The 26,404-nt window shown below is 68.5% G+C and carries 31 protein-coding genes and 1 pseudogene; 14 read left to right on the forward strand and 18 right to left on the reverse strand.

What is annotated here, in order from left to right:
- Nucleotides 1-5 precede the first annotated feature (5 nt).
- Together QGN32_RS08630 and QGN32_RS08635 are read left to right on the forward strand one after the other, a co-directional pair.
- Complete coding sequence (locus QGN32_RS08630; protein WP_326548158.1) at nt 6-707, forward strand: response regulator transcription factor; 702 nt, start codon at nt 6-8, stop codon at nt 705-707.
- The gene (locus QGN32_RS08635; protein ID WP_326548159.1) at nt 707-1,738 is read left to right on the forward strand and encodes a sensor histidine kinase; all 1,032 of its coding nucleotides are present in this window, start codon (nt 707-709) and stop codon (nt 1,736-1,738) included. The genes QGN32_RS08630 and QGN32_RS08635 overlap by 1 nt, the downstream gene beginning before the upstream one ends.
- Nucleotides 1,739-1,789: 51 nt before the next feature.
- On the opposite strand, the gene QGN32_RS08640 is transcribed toward QGN32_RS08635, so the two are convergent.
- The 5 genes from QGN32_RS08640 to QGN32_RS08660 are packed head-to-tail and all read right to left on the reverse strand — an operon-like array spanning nt 1,790 to nt 5,779.
- Nucleotides 1,790-2,917 (reverse strand): NAD(P)H-dependent flavin oxidoreductase, encoded by a 1,128-nt coding sequence (locus QGN32_RS08640; protein WP_326548160.1) that lies wholly within the window; start codon nt 2,915-2,917, stop codon nt 1,790-1,792.
- A gap of 23 nt (nt 2,918-2,940) precedes the next feature.
- Nucleotides 2,941-3,747, reverse strand: coding sequence for an alpha/beta hydrolase (locus QGN32_RS08645; RefSeq protein WP_326548161.1), 807 nt, complete (start codon nt 3,745-3,747; stop codon nt 2,941-2,943).
- A complete protein-coding gene (locus QGN32_RS08650; RefSeq protein ID WP_326548162.1) occupies nt 3,747-4,778 on the reverse strand; it encodes an NAD-dependent epimerase/dehydratase family protein in 1,032 nt (343 codons plus the stop codon). The genes QGN32_RS08645 and QGN32_RS08650 overlap by 1 nt, the downstream gene beginning before the upstream one ends.
- On the reverse strand, nt 4,775-5,551 hold the full coding sequence (locus QGN32_RS08655) for an S-methyl-5'-thioadenosine phosphorylase (RefSeq protein WP_326548163.1): 777 nt from the start codon (nt 5,549-5,551) through the stop codon (nt 4,775-4,777). The genes QGN32_RS08650 and QGN32_RS08655 overlap by 4 nt, the downstream gene beginning before the upstream one ends.
- A 3-nt stretch (nt 5,552-5,554) precedes the next feature.
- On the reverse strand, nt 5,555-5,779 hold the full coding sequence (locus QGN32_RS08660; RefSeq protein ID WP_326548164.1) for a hypothetical protein: 225 nt from the start codon (nt 5,777-5,779) through the stop codon (nt 5,555-5,557).
- Between the two features lie 44 nt (nt 5,780-5,823).
- Here QGN32_RS08660 and QGN32_RS08665 point away from each other — a divergent pair, with 44 nt between their 5' ends.
- Complete coding sequence (locus QGN32_RS08665; protein ID WP_326548165.1) at nt 5,824-6,699, forward strand: 1,4-dihydroxy-2-naphthoate polyprenyltransferase; 876 nt, start codon at nt 5,824-5,826, stop codon at nt 6,697-6,699.
- A gap of 37 nt (nt 6,700-6,736) precedes the next feature.
- On the opposite strand, the gene QGN32_RS08670 is transcribed toward QGN32_RS08665, so the two are convergent.
- Both QGN32_RS08670 and QGN32_RS08675 read right to left on the reverse strand, forming a co-directional pair.
- On the reverse strand, nt 6,737-7,789 hold the full coding sequence (locus QGN32_RS08670; protein WP_326548166.1) for a DUF1214 domain-containing protein: 1,053 nt from the start codon (nt 7,787-7,789) through the stop codon (nt 6,737-6,739).
- Nucleotides 7,790-7,974: 185 nt separating this feature from the next.
- On the reverse strand, nt 7,975-8,550 hold the full coding sequence (locus tag QGN32_RS08675; RefSeq protein ID WP_326548167.1) for a TetR/AcrR family transcriptional regulator: 576 nt from the start codon (nt 8,548-8,550) through the stop codon (nt 7,975-7,977).
- A gap of 112 nt (nt 8,551-8,662) precedes the next feature.
- On the opposite strand from QGN32_RS08675, the gene QGN32_RS08680 reads away from it, so the two are divergent.
- The 7 genes from QGN32_RS08680 (at nt 8,663) to QGN32_RS08710 (ending at nt 14,907) form a co-directional block, all read left to right on the forward strand.
- Nucleotides 8,663-9,826 carry a sulfotransferase family protein gene (locus QGN32_RS08680; RefSeq protein WP_442791831.1) on the forward strand — a complete coding sequence of 388 codons (1,164 nt, stop codon included), beginning with the start codon at nt 8,663-8,665 and terminating at the stop codon, nt 9,824-9,826.
- Nucleotides 9,827-9,922: 96 nt separating this feature from the next.
- Entirely contained in the window at nt 9,923-10,924 is a 1,002-nt protein-coding gene (locus tag QGN32_RS08685) for an AAA family ATPase (protein ID WP_326548169.1), read from the forward strand.
- 7 nt (nt 10,925-10,931) lie between these two features.
- Nucleotides 10,932-11,804 (forward strand): DUF58 domain-containing protein, encoded by an 873-nt coding sequence (locus tag QGN32_RS08690; protein ID WP_326548170.1) that lies wholly within the window; start codon nt 10,932-10,934, stop codon nt 11,802-11,804.
- Nucleotides 11,794-12,267, forward strand: a complete 474-nt coding sequence (locus QGN32_RS08695; protein WP_326548171.1) for a hypothetical protein — start codon at nt 11,794-11,796, stop codon at nt 12,265-12,267. Before QGN32_RS08690 ends, QGN32_RS08695 begins: the two co-directional genes overlap by 11 nt.
- Nucleotides 12,258-13,262 (forward strand): hypothetical protein, encoded by a 1,005-nt coding sequence (locus QGN32_RS08700; RefSeq protein WP_326548172.1) that lies wholly within the window; start codon nt 12,258-12,260, stop codon nt 13,260-13,262. The genes QGN32_RS08695 and QGN32_RS08700 overlap by 10 nt, the downstream gene beginning before the upstream one ends.
- The gene (locus tag QGN32_RS08705; RefSeq protein WP_326548173.1) at nt 13,259-14,191 is read left to right on the forward strand and encodes a vWA domain-containing protein; all 933 of its coding nucleotides are present in this window, start codon (nt 13,259-13,261) and stop codon (nt 14,189-14,191) included. Before QGN32_RS08700 ends, QGN32_RS08705 begins: the two co-directional genes overlap by 4 nt.
- Nucleotides 14,191-14,907 (forward strand): hypothetical protein, encoded by a 717-nt coding sequence (locus tag QGN32_RS08710; RefSeq protein WP_326548174.1) that lies wholly within the window; start codon nt 14,191-14,193, stop codon nt 14,905-14,907. Before QGN32_RS08705 ends, QGN32_RS08710 begins: the two co-directional genes overlap by 1 nt.
- Here the strand turns inward: QGN32_RS08710 and QGN32_RS08715 are convergent.
- Together QGN32_RS08715 and QGN32_RS08720 are read right to left on the reverse strand one after the other, a co-directional pair.
- Nucleotides 14,904-15,248 carry an ester cyclase gene (locus QGN32_RS08715; protein WP_326548175.1) on the reverse strand — a complete coding sequence of 115 codons (345 nt, stop codon included), beginning with the start codon at nt 15,246-15,248 and terminating at the stop codon, nt 14,904-14,906. The genes QGN32_RS08710 and QGN32_RS08715 overlap by 4 nt on opposite strands.
- Before the next feature lie 17 nt (nt 15,249-15,265).
- Complete coding sequence (locus QGN32_RS08720) at nt 15,266-15,577, reverse strand: DUF4229 domain-containing protein (protein ID WP_326548176.1); 312 nt, start codon at nt 15,575-15,577, stop codon at nt 15,266-15,268.
- Nucleotides 15,578-15,629: 52 nt separating this feature from the next.
- Here QGN32_RS08720 and QGN32_RS08725 point away from each other — a divergent pair, with 52 nt between their 5' ends.
- Complete coding sequence (locus QGN32_RS08725; protein ID WP_326548177.1) at nt 15,630-15,791, forward strand: hypothetical protein; 162 nt, start codon at nt 15,630-15,632, stop codon at nt 15,789-15,791.
- A gap of 9 nt (nt 15,792-15,800) precedes the next feature.
- Here QGN32_RS08725 and QGN32_RS08730 read toward each other — a convergent pair whose 3' ends face one another.
- The 7 genes from QGN32_RS08730 to hemL all read right to left on the reverse strand — a co-directional run bounded on the left by QGN32_RS08730 (nt 15,801) and on the right by hemL (nt 22,952).
- On the reverse strand, nt 15,801-16,946 hold the full coding sequence (locus tag QGN32_RS08730; protein ID WP_442791799.1) for a MinD/ParA family ATP-binding protein: 1,146 nt from the start codon (nt 16,944-16,946) through the stop codon (nt 15,801-15,803).
- Nucleotides 16,947-17,011: 65 nt separating this feature from the next.
- Nucleotides 17,012-18,001, reverse strand: coding sequence for a c-type cytochrome biogenesis protein CcsB (gene ccsB, locus QGN32_RS08735; protein WP_326548178.1), 990 nt, complete (start codon nt 17,999-18,001; stop codon nt 17,012-17,014).
- The gene (resB, locus tag QGN32_RS08740; protein WP_326548179.1) at nt 17,998-19,569 is read right to left on the reverse strand and encodes a cytochrome c biogenesis protein ResB; all 1,572 of its coding nucleotides are present in this window, start codon (nt 19,567-19,569) and stop codon (nt 17,998-18,000) included. Before resB ends, ccsB begins: the two co-directional genes overlap by 4 nt.
- On the reverse strand, nt 19,566-20,417 hold the full coding sequence (locus QGN32_RS08745) for a cytochrome c biogenesis CcdA family protein (protein WP_326548180.1): 852 nt from the start codon (nt 20,415-20,417) through the stop codon (nt 19,566-19,568). Before QGN32_RS08745 ends, resB begins: the two co-directional genes overlap by 4 nt.
- Nucleotides 20,414-20,998, reverse strand: a complete 585-nt coding sequence (locus QGN32_RS08750) for a TlpA disulfide reductase family protein (protein WP_442791832.1) — start codon at nt 20,996-20,998, stop codon at nt 20,414-20,416. The genes QGN32_RS08745 and QGN32_RS08750 overlap by 4 nt, the downstream gene beginning before the upstream one ends.
- Nucleotides 20,999-21,030: 32 nt before the next feature.
- Entirely contained in the window at nt 21,031-21,639 is a 609-nt protein-coding gene (locus QGN32_RS08755; protein ID WP_326548182.1) for a histidine phosphatase family protein, read from the reverse strand.
- Entirely contained in the window at nt 21,639-22,952 is a 1,314-nt protein-coding gene (gene hemL, locus QGN32_RS08760; RefSeq protein WP_326548183.1) for a glutamate-1-semialdehyde 2,1-aminomutase, read from the reverse strand. Before hemL ends, QGN32_RS08755 begins: the two co-directional genes overlap by 1 nt.
- A gap of 78 nt (nt 22,953-23,030) precedes the next feature.
- On the opposite strand from hemL, the gene QGN32_RS08765 reads away from it, so the two are divergent.
- The 3 genes from QGN32_RS08765 (at nt 23,031) to QGN32_RS08775 (ending at nt 25,005) form a co-directional block, all read left to right on the forward strand.
- Nucleotides 23,031-23,411: a nitroreductase family deazaflavin-dependent oxidoreductase gene (locus tag QGN32_RS08765; RefSeq protein ID WP_326548184.1), complete on the forward strand. Its 381-nt coding sequence runs from the start codon at nt 23,031-23,033 to the stop codon at nt 23,409-23,411.
- 540 nt (nt 23,412-23,951) lie between these two features.
- Complete coding sequence (locus QGN32_RS08770) at nt 23,952-24,350, forward strand: hypothetical protein (protein WP_326548185.1); 399 nt, start codon at nt 23,952-23,954, stop codon at nt 24,348-24,350.
- A gap of 52 nt (nt 24,351-24,402) precedes the next feature.
- Nucleotides 24,403-25,005, forward strand: coding sequence for a hypothetical protein (locus tag QGN32_RS08775; RefSeq protein WP_326548186.1), 603 nt, complete (start codon nt 24,403-24,405; stop codon nt 25,003-25,005).
- A 15-nt stretch (nt 25,006-25,020) separates the two neighbouring features.
- On the opposite strand, the pseudogene QGN32_RS08780 reads toward QGN32_RS08775, so the two are convergent.
- Both QGN32_RS08780 and QGN32_RS08785 read right to left on the reverse strand, forming a co-directional pair.
- Nucleotides 25,021-25,804, reverse strand: a pseudogene (locus QGN32_RS08780) (cytochrome P450).
- Nucleotides 25,805-25,869: 65 nt separating this feature from the next.
- Nucleotides 25,870-26,352 (reverse strand): pyridoxamine 5'-phosphate oxidase family protein, encoded by a 483-nt coding sequence (locus QGN32_RS08785; protein WP_326548187.1) that lies wholly within the window; start codon nt 26,350-26,352, stop codon nt 25,870-25,872.
- Between the last annotated feature and the right edge of the window lie 52 nt (nt 26,353-26,404).

Raw genomic sequence — 26,404 nt, forward strand, 5'->3', positions numbered from 1 at the left:
GGAAGGTGAGGCGCGTACTGATCGCCGACGACGACACCGTCGTGCGCGATGTCGTGCGCCGCTATCTCGAGCGCGACGGCCTCGACGTGGCGATCGCCCACGACGGAGCCGAGGCGCTGCGGCTACTCGGCTCGCAGCACATCGACGTCGCGGTGCTCGACGTGATGATGCCCGGCGCGGACGGGCTGACGCTGTGCCGCAACCTACGCCAGCGCGGCGGCTACTCGATCCCGGTGATCCTGTTGACCGCGCTCGGCGAGGAGGACGACCGGATCGCGGGCCTGGAGGCCGGCGCCGACGACTACCTGACCAAACCGTTCAGCCCGCGCGAACTCGCGTTGCGGGTCCGATCGGTGCTGCGGCGCGCACCCGCGCCGACGGGGCGACGGTCGCTCGACATCACCGTCGGTGATTTGACTGTGTCGACCGCCGCGCGCACTGTCACAGTCGAGGGTTCGCCGCTGTCGCTGACCAACCGCGAATTCGACCTGCTGCTGTTCTTCCTCACCCACACCGATGTCGTGTTCAGCCGCGAGGAGCTTTTGAAACAGGTGTGGCACTGGGATTTCGGTGATCTGTCGACCGTCACGGTGCACGTCAAGCGGTTGCGGTCCAAGCTCGGTGAGCACCACCGGGTACAGACGGTGTGGGGCCGCGGCTATCTGTGGAGCAGCGAAGCGCGCTCACCGGAAGGACAGAGCGCCTAGTGACGACCGACCTGTGGGAGATCACCGGGTTGGCGCTGGCATGCTCGGTACCGGTGGTGCTCGCAGGCGCACTCGTCATCCGCCTCGCCCGGTCCTGGTCGCTGGCGGTGAGCATGGTTGCGCTGGTGCTCATCCCGGTGCTGGCGACGTTCACCGGCGTCCTGGGCGCCAGCGGCTTCATGATCACCGAAACCTTCGAGCAGACCGCGATCGTCCTGGTGATCGTGTCGGTGGTGACGATCCCCGCCGCGGTGATGTTGGCGCGCTACCAGGCCCGCCGCACCGTATGGGAGCAGGAGATCCGCGAGTCGGAACGTGCCGCCGAGCAGTCGCGGCGCAGGCTGGTGGCGTTCGTCAGCCATGATTTGCGAACCCCGCTGGCCGGGATACGGGCGGTGTCCGAGGCGATCGCCGACGGCGTCGTACCCGACGCAGAGGTCCGGGTGCATGCGAAAACTATTGAGCAGGAGTCGGTTCGGCTCTCCGAGATGGTCGATGACCTGTTCGAGATGTCGAAGATCAATGCGGGTGCCGTCCAACCCGTGTTCGACACGGTGGCGCTCGACGAGGTCGTCGACGACGTGCTGACCGCGCACCGGATCGCCGCCGAACGTGCGGGCGTAGCGCTGACGGCCGAACTGCCGGCCACACCGGTGCGGGTGTTGGGCAGTGACCGCGCGCTGGTGCGGGTGTTGTCCAATCTCGTGGCCAACGCGATCGCACACACCCCTCCGGGCGGGCGGGTCGGGCTGGCGCTGGGGTCCGACGAGAACGGCGCGTGGGCGCGCGTCGACGACACCGGCGTGGGCATCGACCAGGCCGACCTCCCGCGGGTGTTCGACGTCGCCTACCGCGGCTCCAACGATCGCGTGCCGCGCGCGGATTCGTCGCTGCCCAGCGGATCGGGGCTGGGGCTGGCAATCGCCGCGGGTCTGGTGCAGGCGCACCGCGGGACGTTGTCGGCGCGCAACTTGGACACCGGCGCGCGGTTCGAGGTGCGGCTGCCGCTGGCGGCCTCACCTGACGGGTGACTTCGGTGCGTTACCGATCGCTCAGCGACTGGTAACGCGCCGAAACCGCCATTAATCCGGCAGGGAGTTGCTCAGGCGTTCAGTCGCCGCGACGTAGTCCTCGATGAACTCGCGGACCACCTCACGCGCGGGCTTGACCTTGTTCATCAGCCCCACGCCCTGGCCGACGAAGTACGTCGCCAGCGCCTGGGCGCCGGGATGCCCTTGGGCCGCCAGGACGTCGATCCGTCGCACGACGGGTTCGGCGAGCATCGACTGCAACGGAAGCGGCAACGGCTTCTGACCGCCGTCGTTGGGCAACCACGCCTGCGTCCAGTCCGAAACAAGTTGGCGCGCAGGCTTTCCCGTCCTGCCCGCCGAACGGACCGTGTCCCGCGACGACGCGGCCAGGAATTTCTGCTTGGTATACGGTGCGGTCTCGGCCTCCTCGGTGGTCAGCCAGACCGACCCGGTCCAGGCGCCGGCCGCGCCCATCGCCACCGTGGCCGCCATCTGCCTGCCCGTGACGATCCCGCCGGCGGCGAGCACCGGGATGTCGCTGCCGATCGCCGCCAGCGCCTCCAGGACCTCGGGCACCAGCACCAGCGTGGTCACCTCGCCGCAGTGACCACCGGCCTCGGTGCCCTGCGCGACGATCAGGTCGACGCCCGCCTGCGCCTGTTTGACCGCGTGCTCCTTGGCGCCGACCAGCGCGGCCACCGGGACGCCGTGCTCCTTGCCGGCCTCGATCATGTAGTCCGGCGGGACGCCGAGCGCGTTGGCGATCAACCGGATGGGGTGGTTCATCGCCACGTCCAGCAGCTCCTTGCCGGTGTTGCCCGACAGCGCGGCGTTGCCGAACCGCGGCGCCTCCCCCAATTCGATGTCGTGCGCGGCGAGCAGCTCGGCGACGAAACCGCGGTACTCGTCGGGGATGCGGCCGGCGAGGTCGCTCATCGTCAGATCCTCGCCCTTGCCTTCGTAACGGGCGGGGACGATGAGGTCGACACCATAGGGCCTGCCGCCGACGTGGTCGTCGATCCACGACAGCTCCTGGTCGAGCTGCTCGGGCGTGTACGCCGTCCCGCCCAGCACGCCGAAGCCGCCCGCGCTGGACACCGCCGCCACCACGTCACGGCAGTGGCTGAACGCGAACAACGGAAAGTCGATTCCGAACTGCTCACAAATCGCTGGTTTCACCAGGCCAGTATGGCGAGGCGGATTCAGGCCTGCGTGAGGTGCTGCCGGATCGCGTCGAGCATCTGCTTGCCGGCGAGCAATTCGAGATCGTCGTGCCCGGCGCCGGGCACCAGCACGTAACGCTTCGGCTCGTTGGCCGCGTCGTAGAGGCGACGGCTCATCGGCTCGGGCACGACGTCGTCGCGAGTCCCCGCGATCACCAGCAGCGGCACCCGCAGCGACCCGATGCGCTCGAGCGAGGGGTAACGGTCCAGCAGCAGCCGACGCACCGGCAGCCACGGATAGTGCACCGCGCCGACGTCGGGCAGCGAGGTGAACGGTGAGCGCAACACCAGCGCGCGCGGCGGCCGTTCGACCGCCAGCCCGATAGCGACTGCGGCGCCGAGGGATTCGCCGAAATAGACGATCTCCTCGATACCGGGCTGCGCGGCTAGCCATGCCTGCGCGGCCCGCGCATCGGCAGCGAGCCCGTCCTCCGAGGGGCGGCCCGAATTGCCGCCGTAACCGCGGTAGTCGAACAACAACACCGAGCAGCCCATCCGATTCAGCGCCGATGCCAGCGGCACGCGCCCCGACCGGTCGCCGGCGTTGCCCGCGAACACCAGCACGGCGGGGTTATTTCCGTCGACCGGGAAATACCAACCGCCCAACCGGATTGCGTCGTCGGTCTCGATCTGCACGTCCTGCCCGTTGGGCAACGCCGTCGCCGCGCTCGGCAGTGGCCCGGGCGACGGGAAGTAGATCAACCGCCGCTGCTGGGAGAACAGCAGTCCGATCAGACCTGTCGCCACGAGCGTGACGATAACGAGGATGCCAACCGTCCGGCGCATCAGGTCCGCAACGGTGCGAACGCGAACTCGCGCAACCCGTCGAGCGGATCCACCGCGGCCTGAAATCCCAGTATCCGAGACGCTTTGGCGGGGTCCGCGACGATATGGCGGACGTCGCCGCCGCGGTACTGCCCGGTGATCACCGGCGGCGCGTCACCGCGGATCTCACACAGCGCGGTGGCCACCTCCAGGATCGAGATCGGCCGGCCCGAACAGACGTTGAAGGCGTCGAACCCCTCCTGAGCGGATTGCACCGCCGCCACGTTCGCGGCCGACACGTCGTCGACGTGGACGAAATCACGCATTTGCGCTCCGTCTTCGAAAACCCTTGGCACATCTCCCGATTCGAGTTCTGACCGGAAGATCGCCGCCACCCCCGAGTACGGGGTGTCGCGAGGCATGTGAGGTCCGTAGACGTTGTGGTAGCGCAGCGCAGTCACCGCGCCTCCGACCGCCTCCGACCATGCCAGCGCATAGTTCTCCTGCGCGGTCTTGCTGGCCGCATAAAGGCTGCGCGGGCGCAATGGCGCGTCTTCGGACACCAGTCGCCATCCCACCGTCGCCGCGCACAGCGGGCAGCGGTGCTCGAACAGGCCGGCGTCGAGGTCGGCGCGGGTGCGCGGGCGCGGATCGACCGGCCCGTGCTCCGGGCAGTCGTAGCGGCCCTGGCCGTAGACCACCATCGACGACGCCAGCACCAACCGCTGACAGCCCGCCGCGAACATCTCGGCCAGCAGCACCGCGGTTCCGTAGTCGTTGTGCGTGCCGTACGACGGCGCATCGGCGGCGTTGACGCCCGCTCCGACCACGGCGGCCTGGTGGCACACCACATCGACGCCCTTCATCAGGGGCGCCAACGCGGACGCGTCGCGGATGTCGAGCACCTGGCAGTCCGTGGGCGCCTCGGCGCCGGGCCCGTGGGCGGAGGGCAGCATCGCGTCGACGGTGATGACGTCGTGGCCGGCGTCGCGCAGCGCCTCGGCGACCCGGGCTCCGATGAAGCCCGCCGCGCCGGTCAACAGAACTTTCACGGTAGTTCGAACGGCAGTCGGACGCCGTCGTGCGCCAGGCAGTGCTCACAGGTCCGTTCGAGCGCCACCTGGCCGATCGCCTCGTGCACGAGCTTCTTGAAGGGCGTCAGGTTACGTTCGAACTCGGCGAACACGTCGACGGTGCGGACGGCGGATCCGCTGTCGATACCGGCGTCGAGATCGGTCACCAACGCTATTGCGGCATAACACATCTCGAGTTCGCGCGCCAACACCGCCTCGGGATAGCCGGTCATGTTGACCAACGTGAAGCCCTGGTCGGCGAACCACCGGCTCTCGGCGCGGGTGGAGAACCGCGGCCCCTGCACCACCACCATGGTGCCGCCGTCGACGACGCCGGGCAGATCGGTGACCGCCCCACGCAGGGTCGGGCAGTACGGGTCGGCGAACGCGACGTGAATGCCCCCGGAGTCGAAGTAGGTGTCGGCGCGGCCGACGGTGCGGTCGACGAGTTGATCGGGCACCACCATGGCCCCGGGCCCGAGGTCGTGGGTCAGGCTGCCGACCGCGCACGGCGCGAAGATGCGTCGCACCCCGAGCGCGCGCAACGCCCACATGTTGGCCCGGTACGGCACGGTATGCGGCGAGAACTCGTGCTTGGCGCCGTGACGCGGCAGAAACGCCACCTCGTGCGCACCGACGACGCCCACGGTGATCGGCGCGCTCGGCGCCCCGTACGGGGTGTCGAGGTTGACGCTGCGCGCGTCGGTGCCGAAGAAGCCGTAGAAACCGCTCCCGCCGATGACTCCGAGCACGGTCTAGGCGGGCGGCTGGTCGTCGGTTTCGTCGAGTCGTTGCGACGCGCGCCGCACGGTGTCGCGGATCTCGAACGCATCGGTCGCGAAGCCGCCGATGGCGTTGGCGACGTCCTTGATCGCGGTGGTGATGATCGAGGCCACCTCACCAACAGTCGATACGCCGGAGCCGAAGATCTCCTGCGCGGCATCCTTGCGAATTTCCGCCTTGCTGAGTCGGTCCTCCATGCGCTCAGTCTGCCACGGTCCGGCACCGTGCGAGACTGGCGTTCGTGGCGACATTCGCGCAATGGGTCGAGGGCGCGCGGCCGCGCACGCTGCCCAACGCGGTCGCGCCGGTGATCGCGGGCACGGGCGCCGCGGCGTGGCTGCATGCCGCCTGCTGGTGGAAGGCGCTGCTGGCGCTGCTGGTCGCGGTGGCGATGATCGTCGGGGTCAACTACGCCAACGACTACTCCGACGGCATCCGCGGCACCGACGACGTACGGTCGGGTCCGCTGCGGCTGGTCGGGTCGAAGGTCGCCGGGCCGAGGGCGGTGCTGACCGCCGCGGTGGTGAGCCTCGCAGTCGCGGCGATGGCGGGTCTGGTGCTGGCGGCGGTGAGCGCGCCATGGCTGATCGCCGTCGGCGTGGTGTGCATTGCCGGGGCGTGGCTCTACACGGGGGGCAACAAGCCCTACGGCTACCTCGGGTTGGGCGAGGTCGCGGTGTTCGTGTTCTTCGGCCTCGTCGCGGTGCTCGGCACTCAGTTCACCCAGGCGTTGCGGGTCGACTGGGTCGGCGTCGCGGTCGCGGTGGTGATGGGCTGCATGTCGTCGGCGGTGCTGGTGGCCAACAATCTGCGCGACATCGGAACCGACAAGGAGTCGGGGAAGATCACGCTGGCCGTGCGACTCGGCGACGCGCGCACCCGGCTGCTGTACCAGGCGCTGCTGGTGGTGGCGTTCGCGTTGACGCTGGTGCTGATGCTCGCGACGCCGTGGGCGGCGGTCGGCCTGGTGGCGCTACCGCTCGCGGTGCGCGCTGCCGCGCCGGTGCGTAAACGCCTCGGCGGCAAGGACTTGATCCCGGTGCTGCGCGACACGGGGTTGACGATGCTGGTGTGGGCGGTCGCTGTGGCGCTCGCCCTTGCGATTTCGGTGCGCTAACTATCGATCAGCGATCGGTAGCGCACCGAAATCGCTGCTAGGCGACTTCCGTCGGGGCGTCGGCGACCTTGACCAACTGCACCTCCGGCTTGGCGGGCACCGCGTCGGCGAGAAACCACCGGAACGCCAGGTTGCCACGTGGATAGTCCACGGTGCTAATGGAATTGGGATGTGCGGTCATACCGCGGGAGATGACGGCGGTGACGGACCCGTCGGAGTTGGGCACGGCGCTGTAGCTGTTGATCGACGTCTTCTCGTCGGTGACGCCCGCCATGAATTGGTTCCACACGACGAGGTTCCAGAACCGGCATGCGGGCGGCCGATGCGTGACGACCAGCGCCTCGTCGTCGGAGAGCACGAAACTGCCGTAGGCGTAGCAGGCGTCGCGCGCCGACCAGCCGAAGTTCGCATCCGGCACCTGGTAGGGATCGGCGAATTCGTTTGCCACCTGGGATATCTCGTGACCCAGGGTATGGGCGTCGTCGACTCGCACACCGACCGCGAGCGGCACGATCGCGAACATCGTGCGCAGCCAGGCAGCGCTGGCCCGCAGCGCAGCAGCGGTCTCGGCGTCGCCGTGCCGAATGGGCTCGGGCTCGTCGAGTGCCTCGATGTTCCAGGACACGGGCCGACCGGTCAGCGGGTCGGCCTGATAGTCGCGCGTCACCAGCACCACGCCGCCGTCGGTGGGCCCATAGTCGAAGGAGAAGTTGCCGTCTCCGTCAATGTCGAGGTCGTCGTCGCGCACGAGCGCCACGATCCGATCCGACCATGCGCCCGGCGACGGCTCGTTGTAGGCGGTCACCGAGAAGTAGACACTGTCGCCCTTGTTCCCGCTGATGCGATAGCGGCGCTCGGGATCGACTGGGCACATGAGGTAGTAGGCGTCGGTGTTGTCGCCGCCCCAGCGTCGGTCCCGGCGAAACGGCGTGTTGAGCTCGACCCACACCGGCCGGCTCGGCTCGGCGAACAGGTAGGTGTCGAACGCCACGCCGAGCGTGGTGGCGAGCATGCGGTAGCCGTCGGCGACGTGCCGGTCGTCGGAGACCGCGCGATCCCCTTCGAGGAACGCCCGGTCCAGGCCGCCCAACGTGTCGAGCAGTTCGGCCCATGCTCTTGTTGATTCGCGGCTCGCCGCGCTAGTTGATTCGCGGCTCGCCGCTCTTGTTGATTCGCGGCTCGCCGCTCTTGTTGATTCGCGGCTCGCCGCTCTTGTTGATTCGCGGCTCGCCGCTCTTGTTGATTCGCGGCTCGCCGCGGCGGCGCACTCGTGCGTCATGCGCTGATCCCTTTCGTGATGAAGTCGGCGGTTCGGTTTACCCACGCGTCGTCCAGACCGTCCCCGCGGGTGATCAAGGCCAGAAACGTCATGCCGGCCATCGCCTCGACGACGACGGCGGCCGACACCCCTGGATGCGCCTCGCCGCGGGCCACCGCCGCCGCCAGTCGGTCGGTCAGCCCGCGCGAGAGCACATCGGAGAAGCGCTCGAGCAGCGCCGCATGCAGTGCGCGGTCGGCGGCCATCTCCGCGACCAGCCCGGGCAACGCGGCTCGGGCGGCAGGTGTGGTCAGCACCGCCACGGTTCGGCGCACCATCTCGCGCACGTCGCTGGCCAGCGACCCGGTGTCGGGGAGTTCGGTCTCGGCACCGACCGGAAAGACCGCCTCGTGGACGACGTGCGCCTTGCCCGGCCAGCGACGGTAGATGGCGGGTTTGCTCGTGCCCGCGCGGCGGGCAATCGCGTCCACCGTCAGATCCGTATAACCGCTCTCGCCGAGCAGGCCGACCGTGGCGCGCAGCACCGCGGCATCGATGCGTTTGTCACGAGGTCGCCCGATTTCCGTCGTCATTACGAAACTCACAGTAACATAACTGGCTGTGACCGACACCACACCAGCACCCGTCGTTCTCGATGACCTCGCGCAGCCCCGCTTCCCGGCCGCGGTCGAACCGCTCCGCGACATGATGGCGGCAATGGCGCCGGACTGCCCGCTCGACGCCGCGGCGCTGCACGCCAAGGCCAGCGCGGAAACCGGGCTCGACGACTTCGGCGCCGCCGACTACCGCGAGCGCCTGGACGTGTTTCTTGCTGCCCTACAAGAGATTCCGGGGTTGAGCGACGCAGGCGTGGTGAACTTCCACGCGCAGCTGGTGCAGTGGCTGAAGAACCGCCTGCTGCTCACCGACCTACTGGCCAGGCATCCCGAGATCCACGACATCGAGTTGGCCGCGCCCGTCGTGATCGCCGGGCTGCCGCGTACGGGCACCACACACCTGCACAACCTGCTCGCCGCGGGTCCGACGTTCCGCACCCTGCCGTACTGGGAGAGCAACGAGCCGTTCCCGCTGCCGGCGGAGGACGGTGTCGATCCCGACCCCCGGCGTGCCCGGATGGACGCCGCTTTGGAGTTCCTGAACGCGGTGATGCCGCACTTCGCGCTGATGCACGAGATGACGACCGACCACGTGCACGAGGAAATCCAGTTGCTGGCCAACGACTTCTCATCGATGCTGTTCGAGACGCTGGCCCACGTGCCGCGGTGGCGCGACTACTACCTGTCGCACGACCAGACGCCCCACTACGAGCACCTGGCCCTCCAGCTCAAGGCGCTGCAGTTCCTGCGCGGCGGCAGACGGTGGCTGCTCAAGTCGCCGCAGCACCTCGAGCAACTGCCGGTGCTCGAGCGGGTCTTTCCGGGCGTGGTGGTGATCGCGACGCACCGCGACCCCGTGCCCGTGGTGCTGTCGATGCTCGCGATGCTCACCTACTCCGCGCGCATGCACTGCTGCCCCGTGCCGGTCCGCGATATCGCCGCGTGCTGGGTCGAGCGGCTCGAGCTGATGCTCAACGCGCTGATCCGCGATCGCGGCGCCATCCCGCCGGAGCGCTCGATCGACGTCAGGTTCGACGATTTCATGGCCGACGAGATCGGCACCGCCGCAGCGGTTTTCGCGCTGGCCGGCGAACCGATGACCGACGACGCGCGGGCCGCGATGGCCGAGTACCTCGCGGGCCACCAGCGTGGCAGGCTCGGACGGGTGGTGACGTCGCCGGAGATGTTCGGTCTCGACGAGCGCGACCTGCAGACCCGCTTCGCGCCGTACGTCGCCCGGTTCCTGACCTGACGCTCCCGCGGTCTCGTCGGCCGTTCGCCCGATCGGCGGTGTGCGCATACCCTGGCCCGGGTATCCGCAACCGGCAGCCGGAGACGAGAGGCACCCATGACCGCAGCCCGTACACAACTCGACCAGCGTGATCTCGCGCAGGCGCAGCGCGTTGTCGCCGCGGTCTCCGGCGCGTTCTCGGCGAAGGTGGTCGGCCAGGAGAACCTGCGCGAATCGTTGCTGATCGGCCTGATCACGGGCGGGCACATCCTGATCGAGAGCGTGCCGGGGCTGGCCAAGACGACCGCCGCCCGCGTCATCGCCGACGCCATCGACGGTGGCTTCCGGCGCATCCAGTGCACGCCCGACCTGCTGCCAAGCGACATCATCGGCACCCAGGTCTACGAGTCGGCCACCAACTCGTTCGTCACCCAACTCGGGCCGGTGCACACCAACATCGTGTTGCTCGACGAGATCAACCGGTCCAGCGCCAAGACACAGAGCGCGATGCTCGAGGCGATGGAGGAGCGCCAGACCACCATCGCCGGCACGCGGTATCCGATCCCCGAGCCGTTCCTGGTCATCGCGACGCAGAACCCCGTCGACCAGGAGGGCACCTATCCGCTGTCGGAGGCGCAGACCGACCGGTTCATGCTCAAGGACGTCCTGCACTACCCCTCCGCCGAGGAGGAGGTGGAGGTGATGTTCCGGATGGACGCCGGACTGTACGACAAGAACCACCGCAGCCGGCCGGTCGTCGGGCTCGACGATATCCGGCGGCTGCAGGACATCGTGCGCCTCGTCCACATGGACCGCGCGCTGATGCATTACGCCAGCCAACTGGTCGGCGTCACCCGCAATCCCGACCAACACCTGCCGCGTCAGCTCGCCCGCCTGATCGAGTACGGGGCCAGCCCCCGCGCCACCATCGCGTTCTGCAACGCCGCCCGGGCGCTGGCCCTGCTCTCCGGACGCGGCCATGTCATCCCGGGCGATATCGCCAAACTCGCCCACCGGGTGCTGCGGCACCGGCTGATCCTGGGCTTCGAGGCGGCCAGCGCCAACGTCACCCCAGAGGTGATCATCGACGCTGTCCTGCAAGCGGTTCGAGTCCCCTGAGGCCGACATGGGCAGACACCTCACCACGGCGAGGACGCACTTCGGCACCGACACCCGCGGCATGCTCGAAGGCGGCCGCTACGCCCTACTTCACACCCGCAGCCTGGAATTCGACGATCTGCGCCCCTACGTGCCCGGCGACGACGTCCGCGACATCGACTGGAAGGCCTCGGCACGGTCGGGCCACGTGCTGATCAAACGGTTCGTCTCCGAGAAGCACCACAAGCTGCTGCTCGTCGCCGATGCCGGCCGCGACATGACCGCCCTGGCACCGGGCGGCGAACTCAAACGCGATGTGGCCGTGAATGTCCTGGGCGCGTTCGGGCTGATCACGCTCGGGCGCTCCGACCAGATCGGAATGGTCTTCGGCGACACCCGTGGGTGCGTCAACATCCGCCAGCGCCGCGGCGAGACCCACATCGAGAGCCTGCTGCACAGGTACTACAGTCACACCGCAAACGCCGCTGGGCGCAGCGACATCGTCTGCCAGTTGAATTACGTGGCAACGCATTACCGTCACCCGATGCTGATCGTGGTGGTGTCCGACGAGCCGGAGATCGGCGAGCGGCTGGCCGATGCCGTCACCCGGTTGACCGCTCGCCACGACGTGCTGTGGGCGACGGTCTCCGACATGCCCGCAGTGGGCGCCACCGACGACAACCGCGCCGGGTACGACGTCTCGACGCGACGTTTCGTCCTCGACACGGCCACGCTGGGCCCACGGGTTGTCACCGCCTACCACCGAGCCGAGCAGGTGCGGGCGCACCGCGTCGACGAGTTCATGACCACCCGCGCTGTTCCGCACACCAGGATCGGCGCGAGCGGCGAGATCCGCTCCCGGCTCGTCGAGTTGACCGAGGTGTTCGCCCGTGCCGGATGACTTGTCGCGGTTCGTCGGCGGGCCGATGCCGTACTCGACGACGTGGCTGTGGCTCGGGTTGCTGCTAACGGCCGTGGTGATCTCTTGGTACGTAGGCGTTTTCGTGTGGACGCTGCCGTCGCAGCGGCTACGTCGCCTTCCCGCGGTGCGCTCCCTGCACGGCAGGCTGCTGCGACGCCGGTTCGCGCGCGCCGTTGCGCGCATCGGCGCGCGTCACCGCGAGGGTGAGCTCACCGCCGCCGAGGCCGGCGCCGCAATGAGCCGCACGCTGCGCAGCTTCCTCAACCAGGCGACGGGCACGCGGGCGCAGTACATGCACCTCGACGACATCGCCTCCGGCGAATTGGCACCCGCCGCGCCGACACTGGCGGCGCTCGACGACGCGCAGTTCAACACCGCCTCACCGGTACGTGTCGACGAGGTCGGCACCGCGGCCGAGGAGCTGATCCGCTCGTGGCCCTGACCTGGTGGCCGGTCGCAGTCATCGGATTCGCTTGTCTGGCGGGCGCGGTCGCGCTGGCACTGTTCGTGCCGACGAAGCAGGCGCAGCGACAGTTGCGGCCGTTGGCCAACACCGCGCGCTTGACCAGGCTGCCCGAGTACGTCCGAGTCGCGCGGGCCCGGGCGGTGTCGTTGATCGTCACGGTCGTGTTGCTCGCGCTGTTGTTCGCAGCAGCGGTGGTGGCCAGCGCGCGCCCCAGCGGCTTGTGGTGGTCGCTGAAGACCGCCGAGGTGCCCGAGGACATCATGCTGTGCGTCGGCGAACCGGTCACCGATCCGAGGACTGGCGCGTTCCTGTCGTATTTCGCCCAGCAGGCCCGGACGTACGGTACCCAACGGATCGGGTTGACCTCCGCGAACCGCCGGGTGATCCCGCTGACCCGCGACTACCAGTTCGCGGTCGAAAAGCTCGGCGACGCAGCCAGTCTCGCAGGACTTCCGGATGACACCACCCTCTCGCCCGCCCAGCTGACGGCGAAGCGCAACGGCGTCGCGTCGTTCGCCCCGCCCGTGACGTACGTGGATTACGCTGCGAGCATCACCGACCTTATCGCGCTGTGTGCGGCGGGATTCCCAGCCGATGAACCACCGGACGAGGGTCGACGATCGATCATCTATCTGGGACCCGGTGAACTGCGCGCTCCCGGGGAAGCCCGCCCCGCCCTGTTCTCCGAGCAGCAGGTCGCCGAGATGGCGCGGGAGCGCGGAATTCAGGTCAATGCGCTGGTGTCCTCGCCGGGCCCCCTGCGATCCGTCGTGTCGGCCACCAGCGGGCGATACGCACCCGTCGGGTCCGACCTGACGGCCCAGTTGGAGGGGATCCGCGCCCACCCGCCGGACGGCGACCGGTCCGCGACCCTCGCCGGGTTCCGCGGGGACACGCCGACGGTCCCGTTGACGGTGGCCGTCGCGGTTTCCCTGCTGCTGTGCCTGTCGCTGGCGGTGCTGCGGCGATGACGTTCTCACCCGTCGTACCCCCGGTGGTCCTGATCACGATCGCCGCGGCCGTGGTCGTGCTCCGGCTCTACACCATGCGCCACTTGGCCCGCAGCGCGAGCCAGCGATGGACAACGGTCTGGCGATGGTCGGCGCTGACGCTCGCGGTCGTGCTGATGTTGATCGCGGCCGCCAGACCCGCCATCGGCGGTTCGCACGGATCGGAAGCGTCAAGCCCGAACGACGCGACGGCCAACGTGTTCCTGATCGTCGACCGCTCCGCCGACTCGGCCGTCACCGATTACGGTGCCGGGCGGCCGCGGATCGCCGGCATCCGCGACGACGTCGCCGCGCTCGTCGACCGATACCCTCGGGCGCGGTTCGCGCTGATCACGTTCGCGTCGCGTTCGTCGTTGGAATGGCCTCTCTCCGAAGACGATTGGAGTCTAAGGCCCGTCGTCGCGGCCGTGAACCCATACCCCGATGACGCCGTGGGCGAGGTGAACGCGGCGGCCGCGGCGAACATCCTGCGTTACCAGTTGATCGCGGCGGCCCAACGCAGCCCGGGCGCACAGAACCTGGTGTTCTACTTCGGGTCCGGCGCACCCTCGTCGCGGGCGCCGCAGGGCGAGTTCGACCCGCCGCCGGGCTCAGTGGACGGTGGGGCGGTGTTCGGTTACGGCGCAACGCGCAACGACCCGGGTCTGCAGCGCGTCGCCGATCAGCTCGGCGTGCCCTTCATGCCCCGCGATGCCGCGCAGCCGGTCGCCGACGTCGCGCCCGACGCGGACGGCGTCTCGTCGGTGCAGTCCACCGTCGACGCACCCGATCGCACCGACCTGTATTGGGTCTTCACCATGGTCGCGGCCGTACTGCTGCTGTTCGAGTGCTACCTCACGCTGCGCGAGTTCCGGACCAGCCGGGTGGCCCGGCGGGATGAGGTCGTCTGATGCGTCCCCGCCCCTCCCGGCTGCGGCTGCGGCGCCGGCTGCTGTTGTTCTCGGCTCCCGTGGCCGTCGTGGCGCTGGCGGTCGCGGTGAAGCTCGTCTCCGTTGTGGCGGCTGGTGATTCGGCTGTGTCGAACTTCGCGCAACGCGACGTCGACGCGCTGCACGGTGATGTCTCGGTGATGAGCCTGTTCAACGTCGTCGAACCGGCGAAGGCGCCGTTCGCGGCGGGGACCCTCGCGGTGCTCGACGACCGTCTCGCCGACGCGGACGCGCACTTCTCGGAGGCGCTGCGCCTGACCGCCCGCGAGCAGTCGTGCCCCGTGCTGGTCAACCTGGAACTGGTCCGGGAGCGGCAAGGCGACGTGGACGCCTGGGAGAACCGGCCCGACGCGGCACGTGACCGCTACCGCAACGCGCTGGACTTCGTCCGCAGCGCACCCGACGGCTGTTTCGAAGGCAACTCCGATCCGGATCTCGAGCGGCGCGCCGTCCGCCACGACTCGGCACCCCGCCTGGAGGCCAAGTTGGCCGGCCTGACCGCTCCGCCCCCTCCGCCGCCTGCGCAGCCGCCGGCCCCGTCCCCGCCGCCGGAGGCATCCGCACCCGCGCCGGTGCTGCCCGACCCCGACTCACTCCGGGACGCGTTGCGGCTGGACCCCGCCGCCGGCGACCCGCTCGACAAGCTTCAGCAGGTGCTGCGGGACGCCGCCGGTTAACCCGTGCTGGTGCCCGTCCAGTACTCGGCGAACCGTCCGTCCGCGACGCGCAGGATGTCGTTGCCGGTGAATCGCTTGGGACCGTCCTCGGCCGCGCCCGTGCCGATCCACCTGGCCGCCAGCATGTCTCCCTCGACGAACGGCGCTACTTCGATGACGAACTTCAGGTCGGTGAGCATCCGGTGGGTCTCGTCGACGACCGCCTGCAGCTCCTGCGGGCCTCGTACCGCCCGTCCCGGCCAGTGCCCGACGAAGTCGTCGGTCACCAACTCGGCTGCGACCGGAGCGCCCGCCCACAATTCGGCTATCCAACGGGCGTATAGCTCTTGAGGCGAAACCATGCTCGTGTGGATGCCCGTCATGATGCGGGCGGGGGGTTCTCGCCGCGCAGCCTGGACTGCAGTTGTTCGCGGTCGCGACGCCGACGCTCGTCGAAGGCCGCCATGCTCGCCTCGGCGCGGCGACGCAGCGGGGCGAACACCCAGATCCCCAGCGGCAGCGCAATCACCAACGCGAAGAGCAGAGCCACGACGAGCGGAAATTCGCGCAATCCGAGCAGATGTCCGGCGCCGATGATCACTCCGGTCAGCGCCGCGACGAGCAGCAGCCGTGCCAGCACATAGGCGAGCACGTCCAGTACGAGCCGAGTTCCGGGACGTCCGTCAGACACGAACCGAGCCTACCGACGGCGCGTATATTCGAATAAAGGAGGTTTGTTTTTCGTGGCGTATCTGCTCCTGATTCTCGTGCTGTTCACGCTGGCGTACATCGGCTGGCGGCTGATGCGAGTCTCTTCGAGCCGTCCCCGGACTCGGGTGATCGGGCCCGACGACGATCCAGAGTTCCTGCGTCGGCTCGGTCAAGAGGACAATCCGCGGCCGTGACCGCGCGTTCTAGCGGCGTGTGCCCGGAAACCCGGCCGCGACCGCGGCCGCGAGTTCGAGCAACGCCCCCTTGGTCTCCGGCCTGAGCCGGTCGAGGCTGATCTCGGCGCCTTCCTCCAGGTGCGGGTCGAACGGCACCTCGCACACTGCCCGGCAACGTCGGTTGAAGTGATCGACGACCTTTTTCATGTCTACTTTCCCGGACCGCGGGCGCACCGCGTTGATCACCGCAATGGAGTTGCGCACCATGTCCTGGTGTCCGTGGGCGTCCAGCCAGTCCAGCGTTGCCGAGGCACTGCGCGCCCCGTCGACCGAACCGGAACTGATCACGACGAGGGTGTCGGCCTTGGCCAGCACGGCCGCCATCGCCGAGTGCATCAGGCCGGTACCGCAGTCGGTGAGGATCAGGCTGTAGAACCGCTCGAGAACCTCGAGGGTGCGGGTGTAGTCCTCGGAGCTGAACGCCTCCGACACCGCGGGGTCGCTCTCGGAGGCGAGCACCTCCAGCCGGCTCGGCCCCTGCGAGGTGTATCTGCGGACGTCGCTGTAGGCCTGGATGCCTTCGGCGTCGCGCAGTAGGTGGCGCACCGTGGCCGGCGTCTCGAGCGGCACCTTCTGGCTCAACGTGCCGCGATCGGGGTTCGCGTCGACGGCTATCACGCGGTCGCCCCGGATCGAGGCGAACGTCGCGCCCAGCGTCGCGGTGATCGTGGTCTTGCCGACCCCGCCCTTGAGTGACAACACCGCGATGCGGTAACACCCGCGCACGGGCCGCTGGACCTGGGCGGTCAGCGTCTGGCGGCGCACGGCCTTCGGCCCGTCGCCGAGGTTGATCAACCTGAACGACGCGTAATACAGCCATTTGCGCCATCCCTCGGAAGGGGCGCGCTTGGGCTGGCCGAGCAGTGCGACGGTCGACAGGTCGAGATACGGCGGCGGGTCCGTTTCGGCGATCTCCTGCGGCGGGGAAACGACGGGGAACCCGTCGGGCGGTGTCGGCGCCGTCCATTCCGCCGGGGGCTCGGCCGCGGGGTCGCTGAACCGGCTCTGTGCACGGAATCCGCCTGGCGCATAGGCGTTTTCGGGAACCACCGCCGCGAAAACCGCTTCTTCGCCGGGGCTGCCCTGGGCGCGGTGCGCCGGATGTTCAGACACGTCGACGGTCCCCCATGGCTTCGCAGGCTTTCGTGGCCGATCCTAGCGAAGCGGGCCGCTGCCGCTCAGCCGACTCCGGCGTAGGAGTGCAGCCCCACGGTGACCAGGTTGATGAAGAACAGGTTGAACACCATCGCGACAAAACCGACGACGTTGATCCAGGCGGCCTTCTTGTCGCGCCAGCCCGCGGTCGAGCGGGCGTGCAGATAGGCGGCGTAGACGACCCACGCGATGAACGACACGGTCTCCTTGGGATCCCAGCCCCAGTATCGACCCCACGCCTCTTCGGCCCAGATCGCGCCGAAGATGACGCCGAACCCGAACACCGGGAACGCGAAGATCGTCGTACGGTAGGCGATCCGGTCCAGGGTCTGCGCATCGGGCAGCCTGTCGACGACGCGGGCGAGCGCACCGTCGGAGCCCAAGGCGCCGAACCGCGACATCTTGAGCAGGAACAGGATGCTGGCGACGCCGGCCACGAGGAACACTCCGGAACCGAGGCTGACCACCGAGACGTGGATGGGCAGCCAGTAGGACTGCAGGGCGGGCATCACCGGGGCGGCGTTCGTGTACAGCCAGCGTCCGGAGATCGTCAGCAGGATCAGCACGGGAACCAGCACGAACACCCACAGCGCCCGGTACTGGCGGCGGCGCAGTACCACCGCCGCCGCGATCAGCCCGCAGAAGCTGGTCAGGTTGATGAACTCGTACATGTTGCCCCACGGCACGCGTGAGGTGGCCAGGCCGCGCAGCACGATGCACACCAGCAGCAGGCCGATGCCGAGGTAGGTCAGCGCGAGCCCGGCACCGCCGATCCGTTCCTCGACCGGCCGCTTGGGGACGTCGGAGACGACGCCAGGGGCGGCGCTGTCGGCGTGCACCCCGCCTGGCGCGGTCGCGGCGCCGACCAGCTCACGGGATTCGACCTTGCGGCTGCGGTTGTAGGCCAACTCGATCGCGAGCAGCACCAGCGCGCCCACCAGGACCAAGACCGATGAGGTGAACGCCCAGTCCGAGTAGCGCGCCAAGCCGATGTCGATCTGCTCGGTAATCATCTGACCTTCTCTCCTGCAGGGTGCGCCGCCGTCGCATCGGGAAGGAGGCGCTGCGTCAGCCGCTCGAACTCGTCGCCCCACCCGGAGTTGTCGGTGCGCGCCAACCCGCCCAGCTCGACGGATACGGTACCCGGACCAGCGGGTCTGATCCGAATCCAGACTCGGCGGCGGCGCACCACCAGCGACACCAGCAGGCCGGCCATCATGGTCATCGCGAACACCAGCACCCACACCTGCGCCGGGTCGTGCGACACCTGCACGTTGACGAACGGCACCGCGCCGTCGAAGCGCACCACGGTGCCGTCGTCGAGGCGCGTCGACTCCCCCGCGCCGAGATTGACCCGCGCTTTCTTGGTCAGCCGACCCTGCTCGATCAGGCGCGGGTCGAGCGTGAACAGCGACTGCGGCCGCCCGGTGTCCAGGCCGGTGTCGCCGCGGTAGATGTCGACGGCCACGGCGGGATCGTTGAGCGCCGGGAAACTCGACGACAGCAACGTGCCGTGCAGCTGTTCGGTCGGCGCGAACAGACCCTGGATGGCGAGCTGATTCTCGCGGCGTTCGTCGGCGTCCGGGTAGGTGCCGGCGGGCGGGTCGAATCGCATGGCGCCCGAGGACAGGAACGTGACCTGGTCATCGGGCCGCCACTGCAATGTCTGCGTGCGCCTCTGCCCGTCGGGGAAGGTGACGGTGAATGTCGGTGCATAGCCGTGGCCCTGCAGGTACACCCGGTCGCCGCCCACCCTGAGCGGATGGTTGACCTTCAGGTGGTACGGCCGCCAGGTGCCCGAATCCAGGTCGGCGCCGGCCTGGTACTCGATGTCGGCGGCGAACGACGTGGCCTGCCCCGTCGGCAAATAGTCGGCTTGAAAGTCGTTGACCCGCAGGCAGATCGGATGCAGCGAGGTGCCGTCGACGGTGTTGCCGGCCCTGAACGAGTCGAACGCGGCGGGCGACGCCGAACAGAATCCCGGGCCGCCGTCGGCGATCACGATGACGTTGCCTTCGTATCCGAACAGCTTGCCCGCCGCCACCGCCACCAGCAGTCCCAGCAGCGAGAAGTGGAAGAGGATGTTGCCGAACTCGCGCAGATAGCCCTTCTCCGCGGAGATTTCCGTGATTTCGCCTTCTTCGCGGGTGATCTTGCGCCATCCGCGCAACCGCTCGGAAACCGTGGCCGCCACGCTTTGCGGCTCGGCCGTCATTTCGACACTGTGGTATTTCGGCAGCCGGCTCAGGTTGCGTGGGGCGGGCACGGGAGTGGCCCGCATGCTGCGGAAGTGCTCGATCAGCCGCGGGGTGAGGCAGCCGACCAGCGAAATGAACAGCAGCACATAGACCGCGGTGAACCAGAAGCTGGAGAACACGTCGAAGGCCTGAACCCGGTCCAGCCACGGCCCGATCGTCGGGTGCTCGGCGATGTACTGGTCGACCTTGGACTCGTTGAGGCTGCGTTGAGGCAGCAGCGCGCCGGGGATGGCGCCGAGCGCCAGCAGGAACAGCAGCACCAGCGCGGTGCCCATCGACGTCAGCGTCCGCCAGGTGTTACGTACCAGCGCGCGAAGGCTCATATCGGTAACGTCACGTCACTGACGAACGCGTCGCGCACCCACGAAACGAAGTCGTTCCATATTCCCGTCACCAGCGCCACACCGACCAAGATCAGCAGCACGCCCCCGAAGATCTGAATCGTGCGGGTGTGCCTGCGCAGCCATGCCAGACCCTGCACGGCGCGTGCGGACCCGAACGCCAACAACACGAACGGGATTCCCAGGCCCAGGCAGTAAGCGATCACCAGCGCGACACCGCGGGCCACGTTGGCGCCGTCGGTCGCCGAGGCCACCGCGATCACGCCGGTGAGGGTGGGCCCGAGGCACGGTGTCCACCCCAGCGCGAAGACCGCGCCGAGCAACGGAGCCCCGCCCAGCGTGGAGATCTGCCGCGGAGTGAATCGGGCCTCGCGCTGCAGCGCGGGGATGAACCCGACGAACGCCAGCCCCATCACGATCGTGATCACGCCGCCGATGCGTTGCAGCAGAAGTTGATTGGTGATCAGCGACGTCGTCATACCGAGTACCGCCACGGTGCCGAGCACGAACACCACCGTGAAACCGGCGACGAACAACGCCGCGGCGCCCGCCACCCGCAACCTCGTGGTCCTGGTGCTCGCCGAGACCGACGTTTTGGCGGATTCTTCCGGCGAATTTCCGCCAGAACGTCGGTCTCGGTGGACCGACCCGACGCCGGCGCTTGCGTCGCCGTCCACGCCGACGACGGCGGCCAAATACGACAGGTATCCCGGCACCAGTGGCACCACACACGGCGAGGCGAACGACACCAGCCCGGCGAGCGCGCTGACCAGCAGCGCCAACAGCACCGGACCGCCGGCCATCAACTGGTCCGCCTGGTCGAGGCTCATGCGCCGGCCTTCTCGTGCTCCGGTGCCCCGTCGTCTTCGCGCGCAAGGCGATCCACCACCGGCGCAAGGTCTTCGGCCAGCAGTTCACGCAGGAACACCGCGGCGACCCGGTGCTCGCGGTCCAGCACCACCGTGGAGGGGATCACCGTCGTCGGGTACCGGCCGCCGAATGCGATCATGGTCCGCATCGGCGGGTCGTAGATCGAGGGGAACGTGATTTTCCGGTCGACGATGAAATCCCGCGCGGCGTCGCGGTTGTTGTCGCGTACGTCGATGCCGAGGAACGCCACGCCCTGGTTCTTGGTGGCGTCGTAAACCTGTTGGAGTTGGGTGATCTCGGTGCGGCAGGGGCCGCACCACTGCCCCCACACGTTGAGCACCACCACCTCGCCGGCGAAATCGTCAAGCGAGATGGTCTTGGCCGGATCCATCAGATCGGGACCGCTGACCGGCCCCGGACGGCCCCGGTCCTGCGGCGGGTCGTAGAAGATGTCGGTCTGGCCGCCAGGGGCGACGAATTCGAAGGTGCCGCCCTGCGCGACGGCGTCATCGCCGGTGGAGCAACCGGCCAGCGCGACCATGACCACGCAAGCCCACAGCACCACCAGCAGCCTCACCGTCCGGCGAGCTCCGCGTAACCCCAGCCGACGAAATCGTCGCCGTCGAAGTAGAACGATGTCAGAGATGCCAGGTTGCACATGCGCTTGGTCGGGAAGTGATGCAGCGGATGCCCGGTCATCGCGCGGCGCAGCGTCTCGACGGGCAACTGGTGGCTGACGCAGACCGCCTCGTGCCCGGACGCCTTGACCCTGGCCCGGTGCATCGCCGCCCTCATCCGCGCGGCGATCTCGCGATAGGGCTCACCCCACGACGGTGAGCGCGGGTTGCGCAGATGCCACCAGTTGAGTGGGTTGCGCAGCGCCCCGTCACCCGGCGAAACCCGTTCTCCCTGAAAGACGTTGTGCGATTCGATGAGCTCGTCGTCGGTGTCGACCACCAGACCGTGCCGCATCGCGATCGGGGCGGCCGTCTCCTGCGCGCGCTCCAGCGGCGAGGCGACCACGTACACGACGTCGCGAGCGGCAAGCCAGTCGGCGACTGCCTGCGCCTGCGCCTGACCGCGCTCGGACAGGTGGTAGTCGGGCAGCCGGCCGTACAGGATCCCGCCCGGGTTGTGCACTTCGCCGTGCCGCATGACGTGCACGATCGTCCGGTCACCCATCAGGGTCTGACCGCCTGCGCCGCGGCTCTGGCCGCGGCGGGCAGCGCGGCGTCGATGCGATCGAACGCCTCGTCGTCCAAAGCCGCTGAGACGAACCAGGTTTCGAAGGCACTCGGCGGCGGGTACACGCCGGCGTCGAGCAACGCGTGGAAGAACGCGGGGAATCGCCACGTCTCGGAGGCCCGCGCCGAGGCGAAATCGGTTACCGGCTCGTCGGTGAAGAACACGCTGAACATATTGCCCGCGCGTGAGATCCGATGCGCCACACCGGCTTCGGTCAGTGCTTGGGCCAACAGCGCGGTCAGGCGGTCGGCGTTGGCGTCGAGACGGGCGTAGACGGTGGCGTCGGCGGCCCGCAGCGTCGCCAGGCCCGCCGCCATCGCTACGGGGTTGCCCGACAGCGTGCCCGCCTGGTACACCGGCCCTAGCGGGGCCAGCCGGTTCATCACCTCGGCCCGGCCGCCGAATGCAGCTGCGGGCAGCCCACCGCTCATCACTTTGCCGAAGGTGAACAGGTCGGCATCCACCGGGTCGACGCCATACCAGCCGGACCGGCTGACGCGGAACCCGGTCATGACCTCGTCGACGACCAGCAGCGCGCCGTGGCCGGCAGTGATCCGTCGCAGCGCCGCGTTGAACCCGGGCATAGGCGGGACGGTGCCCATGTTGCCGGGGCTGGCTTCGGTGATCACGCACGCGATCTCGTCGCCGAACCGGGCGAAGACCTCCTCGACCGCCGCGACGTGGTTGTAGGGCAGCACGATGGTGTCGGCGGCGGCCGCGCCGGTCACACCGGGCGAGGACGGCAGCCCAAGCGTGGCGACCCCGGAACCCGCGTCGGCCAGCAGCGCGTCGCTGTGGCCGTGGTAGCAGCCGGAGAACTTCACGATCTTGGCCCGGCCCGTGTAGCCGCGGGCCAGCCGAATAGCGCTCATCGTGGACTCGGTGCCCGAGTTCACCAGGCGCAGCCGCTCGACCGGTGCGACGCGGCCGATGATCTCGGCGGCCAGTTCGGACTCCGAGGGGGTGGGCGCGCCGAACGACAGGCCGTCGGCCACCACGCGCTGCACCGCGGCGACCACGTCCGGGTGTGCGTGGCCCAGGATCATCGGGCCCCAGGAGCAGACAAGGTCGACGTAGCGGTTGCCGTCCGCGTCGGTCAGCCAGTAGCCGTTGGCCGAGGTGATGAACCGGGGGGTGCCGCCGACCGAGGTGAACGCGCGCACCGGCGAGTTCACCCCGCCCGGGATGACGGCCGCGGCCTCGGCGAAGAGCCGCGCCGACACCTCGGTGGTGATGTGGTCAGCACGCATGGCCACCAGTGTCCCAGCCGGGCCGCGACCGTCAACTACAGGGTGTAATAGTGGCGCCGGTCATCGATGATGGAGGCTATGCAACTACCGCAATGGCTCGCCCGGTTCAACCGCCACGTCACCAACCCGATCCAGCGACTGTGGGCAGGGTGGGCGCCGACGATGGGCATCCTCGAGCATGTCGGCAGAAAGTCGGGTAAGCCGTACCGGACCCCGCTGACGGTGTTCCCCACCCATGACGGGGTGGCCATCCTGCTCACCTACGGCCCGGACCGCGACTGGTTGAAGAACATCACGGCCGCGGGTGGCGGCCGGATGAAGAGGTACGGGAAGACGTTTCGGCTGAGCGACCCGCAGGTGCTGTCCAAGGCCGAAGCGGCGCCGGCCGTCAAGGGCTTGTGGGGGCCGATCTTCGCACGGTTGCCGTTCGAACAGGCGGTCCTGCTGACACGCGTCTAGCCCGGCCGGGGACACGGGACCTACGCCGGCGAGGGCGCTCGTGCCCGCGCTGGTTCGGGGCGAGCCCATTGGTGGTCCGACACGCGTAGGGCGAGAAACCATGACCGGCGGCAGCAGACTGGATTTTAATTTTTTCTCGGGTATGGTCGCGCATTGGTAGCGGATGCTAGCGAAAGGGAGAAAGTGGCTAGTAAGTCGCAAAGTCGCGAACTCAAGAAACCAACGATGACGCTAAAAGAGCGACGTGCAGCCAAGCGCGACAAGGCCGCCGAGGATCTCGTTCCGCGGCGCAAACAGCCTGTTCGCTAACGCTTCGGTCGCCCGCGATCCGACGCAAGGTCCGAACCGGACAATCAATTAGCGGGCTCCAACGGACGAGCATTCGTGCACACGGTCGGGAGCCTGCGGTCACATTTAATTTCCGCAGTGCCAATGGCGTAAAGCCCGATTTTAGAAGCGATGCGCCGAATTCTTCGCGCATTCAATGGAAGGCAGTGTCGTGTGTGAGGACGGTGGGATCTCGGCGTGCGTGCAGGAGCGATGAGTGATGCGAGCGTGAGGGAGGACGGGCAACTGTCGGCCTCCGGCGCGAGTACCGCAACCGTGGAGCGGGTGTTGGTGGGGTTGCTCGAGGACCTGGCCGACGCCTCACCTCCGGCGGACCGGAGCGACGCATACCGGATGGGCTACAGCATGGGCATCCGGTTTGCGCGCATCTGTGTTCTCGACGAAATCGCCGCCAAGTCCGGCAGTTTCGTCAGAGCAGCACTGGCCGGCGGACACCGTCCCAATCGTGAGCAGGCACGGACCCGTGCGGCGCTCCGGAGGATTGCCGCACGGCTGTCGCCCGATTTCACGCTTGGTGGCGATGACCGCACCGCCGGTTACCGTGACGCCACTGCCGTTGCGTTGGAATTGATTTCGAGATTGGACCGCTGATCGCCCATGCCGGAAATCCCTGCGGGGTTTGCGAACAAGTAGTGAGGTTGGGGTGGCAATTCGAGAATCCGGCGATTCGCCGGTGATGCTTGTCGGAGGGCCGTCGGCCCTGTCCGAGTCGATCGCTGTGGCGTGTCAGAACCGAGGTATCGCGGTCATTCACCGCCGTGCGCCGTTCGGTAGGCACTTGCTCGATGCGGCGGAGGTGCCGACTCCCTCACACGACGCCACCTCGCTGGAGTCGGCAATCCTGATCGTCGATGCAGACATTGTCGATCCGCTGTTCGGCGGGCGCCATGCGCGCATGTCTCGCCGGCGACTGCGCGAGTGCGGGAACGCCGTCTGCGAATCGGCGATCACGGCGGCCCTCGCCATGGGCGCACGCCGCGTCCTGGTCATCTGTGATGTGCGCTGGCTGTCCTTCGGTCAGGGACTGCGCGCCGAGCGCTGGATCCGAGACCTGGCGCACCGGATCGGCTACGAAGGCTCGATCAACGGGCTGACTGGGCTCGCGACGTCTTATACGGTGGTCGACACCGACCAGCACCTGCAGCCGATAGCCCACGCCGTCGCCGATTGGCACCGTGGTGAGATGTTGCCGGGCGCAGCTGGCTTGGGAACCGCTGCGGCAGGTCTCGCGGAGCGGCTCGCATGATGACGAAGTCGCACGTTACGTTCGCGGTCGCAGACGGACCCGGACCGGGCCCTTGGCGACGGTGGTGAACGGTACGTCGCACTGGAATGTGCTGTCGAGCGATGCGATATCCATGGCGCGGACGATCGTGGCCAACGCCAGCGTCGTCTCCAGCCGCGCGAAGTGCTCGCCGATACACGGCCGCCCGCCCGCGCGGCGGCCTCGGCGGCGACGCGGTCCTGGATGTGGGGATGACGTCCGAGCACCCACAGCGCGTAGGTGAGCGCGGTCGAGGTGGTGTCGTGCCCGGCGAGCATGAAGATCAACAGCTCGTTCGAGATGTCGTCGTCGGAGATGGGCATGCCGGTCTCCGGGTCCCTGGCCGCCATCAACGCCTGCACGAGCGGGGCGTCCCGCGTCGGGTCGGCGCGACAGGTGCGCACCATCTCGTCGGTGATGTTCTTCATTTCGGCTACGGCCCTGCGCGCGCGCCGGCGGGCAGGCGTCGGCAGCCACCGTGGAGCGCGCACCGGCCGCAGCGCGCGGTCGGCGGTGTACGACGACGCGACGTGCATGCACCGGGCGATCGTGTCGGCGCGCTCGTTGAGGTCGATGCCCAGCACCGAACGGCCCAGCGACTGCATTGCCACGCGGCGGCATTCGACGTCGAGATCGACGTCGCCGCCGAGCGCTTCGGCGCGAACTGGATGCGCGTGACGGGACCGCCGGCGTCGCGGATCACTTCCTGTCCGGTGTCGAGCCTGCGCACCAGTTTCAACAGCTGCCGGACCGGCAGCGGGTTCTTGGGCGCCAGCGGCAACGCCCGGACATCAAGCGTGGCGGTCGTGCCCCGGTCATCACTTCGGGCGCTTCGCTCAGACACCGTCACGCAGACCAGGTCAGCGGCGCGCCTTGGCCTTTCATCGTCACCGCGCCAGGCATGACCCGAAGGCGGTAGGGACTGAGCCGCAACACCGCGAACTGATCGGAGGTGGGCCCGTCCTGCCACATCGGGATGATGCGGGGGTCGTAGCCCACCGGTTCGGGTGCGGTGGCGAACTTGTCCCACACGGCGCCCCTGGTCTCGTCGTCGATGTACCACTCGACGAGGCACTCGGTCGAGCAGGTGTCGTGATTGGTAGTCCAGTAACTCACCGAGACCTCGGGATGCACGGCGAGGTGGTTTCTCTTGATCGGCGTCGGCACCGTGGCGATCCACCCGAGCAGGTCGGTGCCGTCCCACTCCCAGATGGGATGCAGGATGCGGGTGCGCGGGCGCCCGTTGGCGTCGACGGTGGCCACCGAGGCCCACACGATCGAATGGGCCATCTCGACGAAGGCGGGCGCGATCTGATCCAATGGGGTCACGGTTGCCTAGCGTAGGCATTGCCGCTACCCGGGTAGTACGTCGCGTTGGTGG

The sequence above is a fragment of the Mycolicibacterium sp. ND9-15 genome (assembly GCF_035918395.1).
Lineage (GTDB): Bacteria > Actinomycetota > Actinomycetes > Mycobacteriales > Mycobacteriaceae > Mycobacterium.